Genomic DNA, 12479 nt, shown 5'->3' on the forward strand with positions numbered 1-12479 from the left:
CGGCCGCCCGCAGCTGCGCAAACCCCGGCGCCGGGCGACGCCGCGCGCGACGTACTATGGAGCGCATGTCCTTCCTCCGCCGCCGCGCTGCGACCCCCGCGGGTCCCGACTTCGACGTCCTGGCCATGGATCCGGGCGACTGGCCGGGCAACCTGGGCGCCGGTCTGCTGCCCGCCCCCGACGGAACCTGCCAGGGTGTCTTCCTGCGCTACGACCTGTTCGGCGGCCGCGGCCCCGCCATGGTCATCGGAAACCTGCCCGAGGGCTCCCCGGCCCGTGAGGTCGGCGAGGGCGAGATCCCCTTCGAGGTCGCCCAGCTCCTGGTGGCGCTCGAGAACGACGAGGAAGTCACCGTCACCGACGTGGAGGACGTCCCGGTGATGCAGGGCGACAACCTCCTCGTGGTGCGCCGCCTGAAGCTCTCCGAGACGCGGATCTCCTGCGTGCAGTTCGACCGCAGTGACAACGTCCTCGTGACCATCGCTTCCTGGGACCGCCCGATCACGGACGACCTGTACGCGCTGCTCAAGCCGCTGCCGGCGGAGCTGTTCCAGCAGGGCTGAGCAGCGCGCGTACGTCAGTCGCTCAGGACACGGTCGACGGCAGCACCTGCACATCCGCCGCCCGCACCCACGCGACGCGGTGTCCGAACTGGATCTCGTAGTACACGTCCTTGCCCTTGACCACCTTGTGCGAGGACGTGTCGAACGTGGGGGAGTAGAAGTACTCGCCCCTGGTCGTCCCGCCCGTCGCATACCGCTGGCCCGCGAGCAGCTTGTACGGCAGCGGTGAGATCGCCTGCGGCGTCATGCCCGACGGGTAGGCCTCCTTCTCCGGATAGGCCCGCCCGTACACCGGCACCTCGCTCGCGCCCGGCTTCGGCGTCACCACAAGTCCCTTGGCCGGTACGGCGGTCGGCTGCGCGGACGGGTTCTTGAACCAGGCCTTCTGGCCCAGGTACCAGATGGCCGTCCAGTCGCCCTCGCGTCCCGCGACCGCGTACTGCTGGCCGGCGGAGACCCGCGACGCCATGTCGTTGACGTCGATCGTCGAGGGGTCGCCATTGGGCCGCAGCCCGATGTCCTTGATCAGCGGAGCGTCCTCGCTGGGCTCCGAATAGAGGCGCACGGCGCTCGAACCGTGCGGCGCGCAGGCCACGCCCGGCTTCTCGCAGCCCGTGAACTCCGGCCGGTTCGCCTCGAATTCGGGGGCGACCGTCACAAGGCCGCCGTTCGGCCCCGCCGTCTGGTGGAACGGCTTGCCCATCAGGGCGAAGTAGTGCGACCAGTCCCAGTAGGGGCCCGGGTCCGTATGCATCGACTTGATGTTCGCCGTCGTCGGCCCCGGCACCGTGTCATGACCCAGGATGTGCTGCCGGTCCAGCGGGATGCCGTACTTCTTCGACAGGTACTTCACCAGGCGCGACGACGACCGGTACATCTCCTCCGTGTACCAGGAGTCCGGCTGCGCGAGGAAGCCCTCGTGCTCCAGGCCGATCGACTTCGCGTTGACGTACCAGTTGCCCGCGTGCCAGCCGACGTCCTTGTTCTTGATGGACTGCACGATGTGCCCGTCCGTCGAGCGCAGCGAGTAGTGCCACGCCAGGTACGTCTTGTCCTGGACCAGCTTGAGCGTCTGCTCCCACGTCGCCTCCGTGTCATGGATGACGATGTAGTCGATGCTCTGGTCCTTCGGGCGGTCCGCGAGATCGTGATTGCCGTAGTCCCCGTCGCCGAACTCCTCGTACGGCGCCGGGATCCACTCGCAGGACACCGTCTTCGGACACTCGGTCCCGTCCGCATCCGCCCTGCGCAGGCCCATCCTCTCGATCTGCGCGGCCTGCGGTTCGGCGTCGGGCCGGGCGCGGAGGGTGACCTCCTGGCCGGCGTCCGTGGTGCGCCGCTCGCCGTCGCGGATCACCGCGAAGACATCGTTCGCGTACGTGCCCGCCGTCGCTGCGTCGTCCGCGCCGGAGAACGCCGCGACCGCCCCGTACCAGTCGGCGGGCCGGTCGCTGAGCGGCTTGCCGAGCTTCTTCTGGGCGGCCGCGAGGAGGGCGGCGCCGCCGCGTACGTTCGCCGCGGGGTCGGTGCGCAGCTGCTTCGCCGACAGACCGGCGAGCTTCGCGGCGCGGGGCAACGTCCTCAGCCTGGCTGGGAGTTGACTGTCCTCCGGCACGGCCTGCGAGGCCTTGAGCGGCGCCCGCGAGTCGTCGCCGCGCGGGTCGCCCGCCGCCTCGCTGTGCCGCGTCGCGTGCTTGAGCGCCGCGCGTGCGTCGGTGAGGTGCATGGGGCCGTAGCCGCCGGTGACGCTGGGCGCCCCGTCGTGCGCGTCCCACCGCGACTGCAGATACGACACACCGAGGAGCACGCTCTGCGGCACCTTGTACTCGGCCGCCGCCGACGCGAACGCGTCCTGCAGCCGGGTGGAAGAGGCGCCGGACGAGGCCTCCGGCGGGGCCGCGCCGAGCAGCGGCACCAGCAGCGCGGCCACCGCGACCGTGCCGCCGGCCGCCCGGGCGCCGAGCGCACGCCTGTTGCGTCTGCCAATGAGGGAGCGGGTCGACCGGTGCAATGGTGCCTCCAGGGGGAACGCCGGGAACGGATGGGAGCGCGGTACTCGCGGGCCGATGGTGGGTCAGTGCTATCGGCTCGCCGACGATCCGTCAATCATGCGTCGCGCAGGGTTGATTCCCCTGGATTTCCCAAGTCAACAGGCGTGTGCGGAGCTTTCGCCGAGGGTGGTGCGACCGCCTGCGGCGCGTCAGTGGTGTGAACCAATGAGTGCCCCCGCACACGAAGATCCGCGGTGCGCCCTGTTTCCTCCGGGCGTCCCGCGGATCGTCGTCCCCGTCAGCGAGTGCCGACTGCCGCTCGCACCGCCTTGCGGGCCATATTGCAGTCGTCGTGCAGACGGCGCAGCAACAGCCGCTGCTCCTCACCGGACGGCGCAGCACCGGGATGGGCCTGAACCGACGGTGCCGCCGGGGTCTGTTCGTGCAGGGAACGCTGCACGGCCGTCTCGTACGTGCGGATCTCCCGCGTCAGTACGAGCATCAGATTGACCAGGAACGCGTCCCGGGAGGCCGGGCCGCCGGACTGCGCGAGCTGGCTGATCTGCCGCCGCGCCACCGGGGCGTCGCCCAGCACCGACCAGAGCGTCGCCAGGTCGTAGCCCGGCAGGTACCAGCCCGCGTGCTCCCAGTCCACGAGCACCGGACCCGTGGGAGCGAGCAGCACGTTCGACAGCAGGGCGTCGCCGTGGCAGAACTGGCCCATCCCGCCGCGGCCCGCGGTGTGCGCGATCCCGTGCAGCAGCTTCTGCAGGTCGCCCATGTCCCGGTCGGTGAGCAGACCCAGGTCGTGGAAGCGGTTGATCCGCGCCGCGTAGTCCAGCGGCGCGTCGAAGGTGCCCGCCGGCGGCCGCCACTGGTTGACCCGGCAGATCGCGCCGAGCGCGGCGCGCACATCCGCCCTCGGCGGAGCCTCGGCCGGGTGGCGCTGCAGGGCCGCCACCCGGCCGGGCATCCGCTCGATCACCAGCGTGCCGTTGTCCGGGTCCGCGGCGATGAGCCGGGGCACCCGCACCGGCGGCCGGTGTCGGACGAACGAGCGGTATGCGGCTATCTCGTGCCGGATCCGCGCGGTGTAGGCGGGGGCGTGATCCAGTAAACACTTCGCGACGGCGGTGCTGCGCCCTGTCGTACCGACGAGGAGCACGGAGCGCGGGGAACGGCGCAACACCTGCACCGGATGGAACTCCGGGCAGATCCGGTGCACCGACGCGATGGCCGTGCGCAGCTGGGCGCCCTGGGGGCCGGACAAGTCGAGTCTCCCGCTGAGCGGTTGCGTGCCGATCCCCGGGGCGCGACGCGGCCGGGCGATGCCGTTCAGCGTCGGAGCCGCGGGCCGCGCGGGGTCGAGGTACGGGCCGCTCCCGCCGACCGCCGGACGGGCGGGGCGCAGCGGCCGGGGCGGGGCGGACACGGAGGACGATGCTGCGTACATGGGCGAAACAGATCCCTTCGTGTGCCAGTGAGTTGCTGCGCCGTCCCGGCCCGGCCGATTCGGTACACCCTGGGGAATGCCCTGCGGCGACCGGGTCGGGGTGGCGCACTCCTACCTGACACCAGGCGCCCAAGAGCACAACAGCTGGCGCACCCTGGCGAACCCTGGCGAATAGTCGCCCTGCAACTGACAGGGGGCTACTGTCAATTTCAGCCGAGAACCTGGGGGCTTACGTGAACGGACAACCCAACACCCGCCTGAACGACCTGTTCGGCCTGGCCGGCTGGTCCAAGGGCGAACTCGCGAGAATGGTCAACCGGCAGGCCGCGGCCATGGGCCACGCGCAGCTGGCGACCGACACCTCGCGGGTGCGGCGGTGGATCGACATGGGAGAGATCCCGCGCGATCCGGTGCCCAGGGTGCTGGCGGCGCTGTTCACCGAGCGACTCGGCCGTGTCGTGACCATCGAGGACCTCGGTCTCGTCCGACACGGGCGCGTAGGGAAACGGCAAGGCGGCGGCCCGGAGCAACAGGGTCCCGACGGAGTGCCGTGGGCGCCCGAGCGGACAGCGGCGGTCCTCACCGAATTCACGGGAATGGACCTCATGCTCAACCGACGCGGCTTGGTGGGCGCGGGTGCCGCGCTCGCCGCAGGCTCCGCACTCAGCAGCGCCATGCACGACTGGCTGCACACCGACCCGGCCCTCGTGGCCGATGCCCCCAGGACCGACGATCCGCTGTCCTCTCCGGCCAACGCCGACGCGGCCGGGTTCGACCGATACGAGGCGGCCCCCATCGGGTCGCAGGAGATCGAGGAACTCGAGCGCTCGGTCGAGGTGTTCCGGGCCTGGGACGCGTCCCGCGGCGGCGGGCTGCAGCGCAAGGCGGTCGTGGGCCAGCTCAACGAAGTCGGCGGAATGCTCTCCTACCGCCACCCCGACCATCTGCAGCGGCGCCTGTGGGGCGTCGCCGCCAATCTCGCCGTCCTCGCGGGCTGGATGTCCCACGACGTCGGCCTGGAACCCACGGCCCAGAAGTACTTCGTCATCGCCGCGCACGCCGCGCGCGAGGGCGGGGACCGGCCGCGCGCCGGCGAGGCCCTGTCCCGGGCCGCCCGTCAGAAGATCCACCTCGGGGCGCCCGGCGAGGCGCTCGACCTGATGAAGCTCGCCAAGTCCGGCTCCGGCGACCAGGTGTTGCCGCGTACGAAGGCGATGCTCTACACCATCGAGGCCTGGGCGCAGGCGTCCATGGGCAAGGGCCAGGCGATGCGCCGCACGCTCGGCCAGGCGGAGGAGCTCTTCGTCTCCGACAAGGGCGACGTGCCGCCGCCGACCTGGATGCAGATGTTCGACGAGGCGGATCTGCACGGCATGCAGGCCCTGGCCTACCGCACGCTCGCCGAGCACGATCCGTCCGCCGCGGTGATCGCGCAGCGGCACGCCCAGGAGGCCCTCGCGCTGCGCGCGGGCGGCCGCGACCGCTCGAAGATCTTCGACCATCTGTCGATGGCCTCGGCCTGCTTCATCGCCGACGACCCCGAACAGGCGGACAGGTACGCGCGGTTGGCGCTCAACTCGATGGGCTCCAACTCCTCGCACCGCACCTGGGACCGGCTGCGCGAGATGTACCGGCTCACCGGTCACTACGCGGACTACCCGAAGATCGACGACCTGCGTCAGGAGATCAAGCTGGCGCTGCCGAGGTCCTCGGGCAAGCGGATCCAGGCGTAGCGGCCGGAGGTTCCGGCCGTCCCGGTCGTAACAGGCACGCGTACGTCGTCAGGAACCGATCCTGGCGACGAGAACACAGGCGTCGTCCTCGCGCTCGCCCTGACCGAACTCCTCCTGGAGCACCCGTAGGCAGTCCTGTGCGTCGCGGGCCGCGGTCAACGGCCCGGCAAGTGCGAGCAGTCGGCCCACGGAGGCGGTCGAGCCACGCCGTGGCACCAGCCCGTCCGTGTGCAGGAGCAGCAGGTCTCCGGAGCGCAAGGGCTCCTCGGCCTGCCCGTAGGCGGCGCCGGACGTGGCACCGAGGAGGACGCCGTCGGGTGGCGTGAGCGCACGCCCCGTCCCGTCACGGAACAGCAGGGGGGCGGGGTGTCCCGCCTGCGCCCACGCCAGCGTGCGGGCAGCCGGGTCGTACCGGCAGCACAGGGCGCTGCCGAGGGCCGGCTGCACGGTGGAGTCGAGGAGGTGGTTGAGCGAGCCGAGCAGCTCGCCGGGCGGGGTGTCGCACATCGCCATGCCGCGCACCGCGCCGAGCAGCATCGCCATGCCGGACGTGACGGCCACGCCGTGCCCGGTCAGGTCGCCGACGGTCAACAGGGTGCGGCCGCCCGGCAGTTCGAGCGCGTCGTACCAGTCGCCGCCGACGAGATTGCCGACGGAGGAGGGGAAGTACCGGGCGGCCAGATCGAGGCCGCCGGGACCGCTGTGCGGGAGCCGCAGGGAGCCACGCCACGGCGGTAGCACGGCTTCCTGCAGCTCGACCGCGAGCCGGTGCTCGGTCTGCGCGATGTGCCGCTGGCGCTGGAGCGAGTCACGGGTCTCGCTCACCGCGCGTTGGCTGCGGCGCAGTTCGCTGACGTCGCGGACGACCGCCCACATCGAGGCGGTCGCACCATCGGCGTCGAGCACGGGCTCGCCCATCATGTGCACCGTGCGCGCGGAGCCGTCCGGGCGCACGACGCGGAACTCCCCGTCGATCGGCTTGCCGTCGATCAGGCAGTCGGTGACCATCGCGGTGAGCTTGGGCTGATCGTCCGCGTGCACCAGGGCGGGCAGCTCGTCGAGCGTCAGCGCGGGTGCGGCGGGGTCCCTGCCGAGGATCTGGTACAGCTCGCCGGACCAGGTGGCCTCGTCGGTCAGCAGATTCCATTCGGCGCTGCCCACCCGGCTCAGGAGCGAGCCGGGCGGCGGAGTCGCGGTGACGCGCTGGGACGGCAGGGCGGCCAGGGGGTCGGGGCCCTCCCGCAGCTGCGCCAAGTGCCGGTCGAGATCGCTGAGTTGGTGCACCGCCAGCTCGTACAGGGCGCGCTGCCAGCGGGACTCGGGGTCGGTCTCGTCCGTCATCACCGATTCGCGGCGCACCGCGTCGACGTCGCCCAGGAGGCGACGCGTCTGCGAGATCAGCGCGTCGACGGCGCCACGCTCCGGCGGTTGGCCGGCGGGGCGGTCCGCGAAGGCATGGGGCGGCATGAGGAAACTCCGATGCGGGCACAGGTGGCCAGGGCTGACGGAAGGACCGCTAAAGACTTTGGCACAGGCCGCGTTGCCCCGTAAGGGATTTGGCCATACACGATGCGGTGGTGCCTCCAGCATATGCCCATGTCCTCCAGGTGGCCTCTTTGGTGGACCCCGTTCGAACGCCAGCCCGGGTGTGGCGTATGCCGCGTTCATACGTCCGGTGATCCGTGCCCCATTGATCGGCGTAGACAAACCTACGTACGAAGCCAGGCCGCGGTGTCGGAGGGCAGCCGCCCGTCGCCGTCCAGCGGCTCGCTGGTCAGCAGCACTCCTTGGTGGGGTGGCAGGGGGACCGGCTCCACGCCGAGGTTGACCACGCACACGAGTCCGTGTCCGCGGGCGAACGCGAGTACCCCTCGCGGCGCGCTCAGCCACGTCAACTCTGGTCCCTGAAAGCCCGGTTGGCATGCCCGCAGGTGCAGTGCGCTCCGGTACAGGGAGAGCATGGAGCGCGGGTCGTCCTCCTGGCTCTCGGCGGCGTACGCCCCCCAGCCGGGCGGCTGCGGCAGCCAGGTCTCGCGGGCGTCCGGGTCCCCGAATCCGTACGTCGCTCCCCGGGTCGTCCACGGCAGCGGGACGCGGCAGCCGTCGCGGCCGGGGTCGACGCCGCCCGAGCGGGCGTGCATCGGGTCCTGGATGTGCGCCCGGTCCACCGCCACCTCCGGCAGCCCCAACTCCTCGCCCTGGTACAGGTACACGGAGCCGGGCAGGGCGAGCGAGAGCAGCGCCGCCGCGCGCGCCCGGCGCAGACCGAGGCCGGGATCTGTCGGGGTGCCGAACCGTTTCGTGGCGAAGTCGAAGCGGGTGTCGGCGCGGCCGTAGCGGGTGACCGTGCGCGTGACGTCGTGGTTGCACAGCACCCAGGTGGCGGGCGCGCCCACCGGGGCGTGGTGGGCGAGGGTGCGGTCGATGGACGCGCGCAGCTCCGAGGCGTCCCAGGGGCAGGTCAGGAAGTCGAAGTTGAAGGCGGTGTGCAGCTCGTCGGGGCGCAGATAGCGGGCGAAGCGCTCGGGGTCGGGGACCCACAGTTCGCCGATGAGGACGCCGTCGTACTCGTCCGCGACGGCGCGCCAGGAGCGGTACACGGCGTGCAGCTCGTCCCGGTCGACATAGCCGCTCGTGTCGTCGTCGCCGGCCGCGTCGGCGAGAGCGGGGTCCTTGGCGAGCAGGGCGGCCGAGTCCACGCGCACGCCGGCCGCGCCCCGCTCGAACCAGAAGCGCAGCACGTCCTCGTGCTCCTGGCGGACCGCCGGATGCGCCCAGTTGAGGTCGGGCTGCTCGGGTGTGAAGAGGTGGAGGTACCACTCGCCGTCCGGGACCCGGGTCCAGGTGTCGCCCGCGAACTGGGAGGGCCAGTTGTTCGGCGGCAGTTCGCCGTGCGCGCCGCGCCCCGGCCTGAAGTGGAACAGCTCGCGCTCGGGGCTGCCCGGGCCCGCCGCCAACGCGGCCCGAAACCACGGATGTTGGTCGGACACATGGTTCGGCACGATGTCCACGATCACGCGGATGCCGAGGTCCCGGGCCTCCGCGATCAGCTTCTCGGCCTCGGCCAGGGTGCCGAACGCGGGGTCGATCGCCCGGTAGTCCGCCACGTCGTAGCCGCCGTCCGCGAGCGGTGAGCGGTACCAGGGGGTGAACCAGATGGCGTCCACGCCGAGCCCGGCCAGATACGGCAGGCGGGACCTGACACCGGCGAGATCGCCCGTGCCGTCACCGTCGCCGTCGGCGAAGCTGCGGACGTACACCTGGTAGATGGCAGCGCTGTGCCACCAGTCGTCGGCCACCACGAAGGGGTCCTTTCGCGCAAGGGTCACATGAAGAGGAGGGAGCGGGACGGTCAGCCCTTGAGGCCGCCGGCGGTGAGACCGCTCATGATGTTCCGCTGGAAGAGCAGGAAGATGATCAGCGTCGGCACGGACGCGATGGTGAGCGCGGCGATCAGCTGGTTCTGCGGGACGCCGTTCGACAGCGAGTAGATGCCGACGTTCAGCGTCTGCTTCGCCGGGTCGGGCAGCGTCAGCATCGGCCAGAGGAAGTCCTTCCACACGCCGACCACCGCGAAGATGGAGACGACGCCGAGGATCGGCCGCGAGACCGGCAGGACGATCGAGCGCAGCGTGCGCAGGGACGAGGCGCCGTCGATGGACGCCGCGTCGAGCAGCTCCTGCGGGATCGAGTCGAAGAACCGCTTGAGCAGGAAGATGTTGAAGGCGTTCGTGACGGACGGCAGCCAGATCGCCCAGGGGCTGTTCAGCAGGTTCCGCTCGAAGATCGGCACGTCGAGCACCGTCAGGTACTGCGGGACGACGAGCACGGTCGCCGGGATCATCAGCGTCGCCAGCATCATGCCGAGGACGACGTTGCCGAACAGCGGGCGCAGCTTGGACAGCGAGTAGGCGGCGGCCACGTCGAGGACGAGCTGGAAGGCGAGCGCGCCGAACGCGTAGTAGAGGGTGTTGAAGAGGAGCCCCGCGAGGTCCATGACCTGCCAGGCCGACCGGTAGTTCTTCGGGTGCACGCTGTCGGGCACCAGGGTCGGCGGGGACTGGACGATCTCCGCCGTGGTCTTGAGCCCGCCGGTCACCATCCAGTACAGCGGGCCGAGGAAGACCAGCGTGAACAGGGCCGTGGTGAGGCCGAGGACCGTCCAGTAGAGGATCCTGCCCCGGCGCCGGCCGAGCTGGGCGGGGGAGATCAGGGTGCGCGGGCGCATCGTGTCGGTTGCCATGGGTGCCGTCTCCTCAGTCGTCCGATGCGCGGCTCAGTCGCACGTACACGGCGGAGAACGCCGCGAGCAGGACGAGCAGGACGAGGCCCAGGGCCGCCGCGCCGCCGTAGTTGTTGAAATTGAAGGCGTACTGGTAGATCAGGTAGACGACGGTCGTCGTGGAGCCCTCCGGGCCCGCGCCGTTCGTCAGCAGGAACGGCTCGGTGAAGACCTGCATCGTCGCGATGATCTGCATCAGGAACATCAGCGAGAGGATCAGCCGGGTCTGCGGGATCGTCACGTGCCAGATCTTGCGCCACAGGCCCGCGCCGTCCAGCTCGGCGGCCTCGTACAGCTCGCCCGGGATGCCCTGGAGCGAAGCGAGGTAGATGAGCGTCGCGCCGCCCATGTTCATCCACGTCGCCGCGATGACGACCGACAGCATCGCGGTGTCGGTGGACTGCAGCCACTGCTGCTCCGGAATCCCGAAGACGCCGAGCACCCGGTTGAACAGGCCGTAGCCCGGATCGTAGAAGTACTTGAACAGGAGCACGGAGGCGACCGGCGGCAGCATCACGGGGAGGTAGACGAGCATCCGCAAGTAGCCCTGGCCGTGCCGGAATTCATTGAGCAGGACCGCCACCAGGAACGGGACGGCGAAGCCCAGGAGCAGGGCCAGGGCCGTGAACAGGAGCGTGTTGCGCCAGGCCTGCCAGAAGGCCGGGTCGTTGAAGACGTACGTCAGGTTGGACCAGCCGGCCCAGGTGGTGCGGCCGTCCTTCGTCTTCTGGAAGGCCAGCAGGAACTCCCTGACCATCGGATACCAGGAGAAGAAGGAGAAGCAGAGCACCGCACCGATCAGGAAGCCGTGGGCGGAGAGGTTGCGCCGCACGGATCGTGCCAACGAGCCGTCAGGTGTGGTGAGTTGGTGCTTTCGTGCGGGCGGTGCGGACTGCCGGGGCTTCGCGGGCAGTGTCGGGGCCGACATGGTCACTCCTCGGATCACAGGTGGCGGCTGGACGGCTCACTGGTTGGCCAGCACCTGGTTGACCTGCTGCTCGGCGGTGGACAGGAGCTTGTCCACGTCGGCGTTCTTGTTGGTCAGGACGCCCGACATGACGTTGTCGAGGACCTTGTAGACCTCCTGCGCCTTCGGCGGCTCCGCCTTGCCGCGCACCGGGTTCGCCATGAACGGCTCGAAGTTGCGCACCGGCATGGTGGCGTTGTTCGTGCGCGACTGGAGGTCGTCCGCCTTGGTGGCGCCGGTGAAGAAGTTCGGCTGCGGCAGGCCGACCGGGAGCTTGTCCTCCTTGGTCCTGGCCCAGTCGAACTGGCCCTTGCCGGGGGTGAGCGTCTTGAAGTTCAGCCAGGCGATCGCGGCCTTGATCTTGTCCGGCGAGGAGCCCTTCTTGATCATGTAGTCGTTGCCGCCGAAGAGCGTGGCCTTGCCGCCGGGGATCGGGCCCATCCCGAAGTTGTCGTAGTCGGCGCCCAGTTGCTGCACCATGTACGTCACGTCGTCGGGCGCGGCGAGGAACATGCCGAGCTTGTCCGACGCGATCTGCTTCTGCAGGTCGCCCCACTTCAGCAACTGCGTCCTGCCCATGCTGTCGTCCTTCCAGCGCATGTCGTGCAGCTGCTGGGCGACCTGCTTTCCGGTCGCGTCGTTGAACGCGGCCTTCGTGCCGTCGGGGGAGACGACGTCGCCGCCGAGCCCGTACATCGTCGCCGTGAAGTGCCAGCCGCCGGTGTTCTCCGCGCTGTACTCGCCGTATCCGGAGATGCCGCCCCCGAGCCCGGAGATCTTCTTCGCGGCCGTGCGCACCTCGGTCCAGGTGGTCGGCGGCTTGTCAGGGTCGAGTCCGGCCTTCTTGAACAGCTTGCGGTTGATGAGCAGGCCCATCGTGTAGTTGCTGGTGGGCAGGCCGTAGAGCTTGTTGTCCTTCTTCAGCGCGCTCAGCACGTTCGGGTCGATGGAGTCGAGCGCGGGGACGGTCTTCTTCGTGACGTACGGGGTGATGTCCTCGGCGCCGTTGTTGTCGAGCACCTGCTGGAGATCGGTGAAGTACGTGTAGAAGACGTCGGGCTGGGACTTCGCCTTGAGCGCGGCGGTGAACCGGGCCGGTTCCTCGCACTGGCCCGCCGTGGACTTTCCGTTGATCGTGACGTTCGGGTACTTCTGGTTGAACGTCTTGACGTCCTCGTTCCACTGCCGCCGCTCCGCCGCCTTCGCCTTCGGCGGCATGCAGTCGATGGTCAGCGAGACCTTGGTCTTCGGGTCGAGCGGGGCGCTCATGTCGGCCTTCGAGCCGGCGCCGCCCGCCCCTTCGCCGTCGTCCGAGCTGCTGCTGGTGCCACAGGCCGCGAGCGAGGCCAGTGCGAACGCGGTGACGACAACCTTCACGGAAGTGCTTCTCATCGGTGGGTCCCCTCAGGGCCTGAGCCTGTGCAGGCAGGAACGTGGAGGCCGCGGCACCCCGGTCGGTGGGGCCGGGGTGCCGGAGCGAGCCACACTCA

9 protein-coding genes are annotated in these 12479 nt (G+C 70.2%); 2 read left to right on the forward strand and 7 right to left on the reverse strand.

What is annotated here, in order from left to right:
• The first annotated feature begins 65 nt into the window (after nucleotides 1-65).
• The gene (locus ACZ7L4_RS41815; RefSeq protein WP_306319468.1) at nucleotides 66-563 is read left to right on the forward strand and encodes a hypothetical protein; all 498 of its coding nucleotides are present in this window, start codon (nucleotides 66-68) and stop codon (nucleotides 561-563) included.
• Nucleotides 564-585: 22 nt separating this feature from the next.
• Here the strand turns inward: ACZ7L4_RS41815 and ACZ7L4_RS41820 are convergent, their stop codons facing one another.
• Together ACZ7L4_RS41820 and ACZ7L4_RS41825 are read right to left on the reverse strand one after the other, a co-directional pair.
• The gene (locus ACZ7L4_RS41820; RefSeq protein WP_472110447.1) at nucleotides 586-2550 is read right to left on the reverse strand and encodes an N-acetylmuramoyl-L-alanine amidase; all 1965 of its coding nucleotides are present in this window, start codon (nucleotides 2548-2550) and stop codon (nucleotides 586-588) included.
• A gap of 302 nt (nucleotides 2551-2852) precedes the next feature.
• Nucleotides 2853-4007 (reverse strand): aminoglycoside phosphotransferase family protein, encoded by a 1155-nt coding sequence (locus ACZ7L4_RS41825; protein WP_399229780.1) that lies wholly within the window; start codon nucleotides 4005-4007, stop codon nucleotides 2853-2855.
• Nucleotides 4008-4240: 233 nt separating this feature from the next.
• On the opposite strand from ACZ7L4_RS41825, the gene ACZ7L4_RS41830 reads away from it, so the two are divergent.
• Nucleotides 4241-5740, forward strand: coding sequence for a DNA-binding protein NsdB (locus ACZ7L4_RS41830; protein ID WP_472110341.1), 1500 nt, complete (start codon nucleotides 4241-4243; stop codon nucleotides 5738-5740).
• 48 nt (nucleotides 5741-5788) lie between these two features.
• Here the strand turns inward: ACZ7L4_RS41830 and ACZ7L4_RS41835 are convergent, their stop codons facing one another.
• The 5 genes from ACZ7L4_RS41835 to ACZ7L4_RS41855 all read right to left on the reverse strand — a co-directional run bounded on the left by ACZ7L4_RS41835 (nucleotide 5789) and on the right by ACZ7L4_RS41855 (nucleotide 12381).
• A complete protein-coding gene (locus ACZ7L4_RS41835) occupies nucleotides 5789-7207 on the reverse strand; it encodes a PP2C family protein-serine/threonine phosphatase (RefSeq protein WP_472110343.1) in 1419 nt (472 codons plus the stop codon).
• 242 nt (nucleotides 7208-7449) lie between these two features.
• Complete coding sequence (locus ACZ7L4_RS41840) at nucleotides 7450-9069, reverse strand: glycoside hydrolase family 13 protein (RefSeq protein WP_472110345.1); 1620 nt, start codon at nucleotides 9067-9069, stop codon at nucleotides 7450-7452.
• Between the two features lie 23 nt (nucleotides 9070-9092).
• Nucleotides 9093-9968 carry a carbohydrate ABC transporter permease gene (locus ACZ7L4_RS41845; RefSeq protein WP_472110449.1) on the reverse strand — a complete coding sequence of 292 codons (876 nt, stop codon included), beginning with the start codon at nucleotides 9966-9968 and terminating at the stop codon, nucleotides 9093-9095.
• Nucleotides 9969-9996: 28 nt separating this feature from the next.
• A complete protein-coding gene (locus ACZ7L4_RS41850; RefSeq protein ID WP_472110347.1) occupies nucleotides 9997-10950 on the reverse strand; it encodes a carbohydrate ABC transporter permease in 954 nt (317 codons plus the stop codon).
• A 36-nt stretch (nucleotides 10951-10986) separates the two neighbouring features.
• Nucleotides 10987-12381 (reverse strand): extracellular solute-binding protein, encoded by a 1395-nt coding sequence (locus ACZ7L4_RS41855; RefSeq protein WP_472110348.1) that lies wholly within the window; start codon nucleotides 12379-12381, stop codon nucleotides 10987-10989.
• Nucleotides 12382-12479: the final 98 nt, after the last annotated feature.

The sequence above is a fragment of the Streptomyces sp. NPDC107575 genome (assembly GCF_055657265.1).

Bases quoted from the DNA above. Each gene is read 5' to 3' on its own strand.
- ACZ7L4_RS41845 (WP_472110449.1), bottom strand. From the start codon at position 9,968: ATGCGCCCGCGCACCCTGATCTCCCCCGCCCAGCTCGGCCGGCGCCGG.
- ACZ7L4_RS41855 (WP_472110348.1), bottom strand. From the start codon at position 12,381: ATGAGAAGCACTTCCGTGAAGGTTGTCGTCACCGCGTTCGCACTGGCC.
- ACZ7L4_RS41825 (WP_399229780.1), bottom strand. From the start codon at position 4,007: ATGTACGCAGCATCGTCCTCCGTGTCCGCCCCGCCCCGGCCGCTGCGC.
- ACZ7L4_RS41835 (WP_472110343.1), bottom strand. From the start codon at position 7,207: ATGCCGCCCCATGCCTTCGCGGACCGCCCCGCCGGCCAACCGCCGGAG.
- ACZ7L4_RS41850 (WP_472110347.1), bottom strand. From the start codon at position 10,950: ATGTCGGCCCCGACACTGCCCGCGAAGCCCCGGCAGTCCGCACCGCCC.
- ACZ7L4_RS41815 (WP_306319468.1), top strand. From the start codon at position 66: ATGTCCTTCCTCCGCCGCCGCGCTGCGACCCCCGCGGGTCCCGACTTC.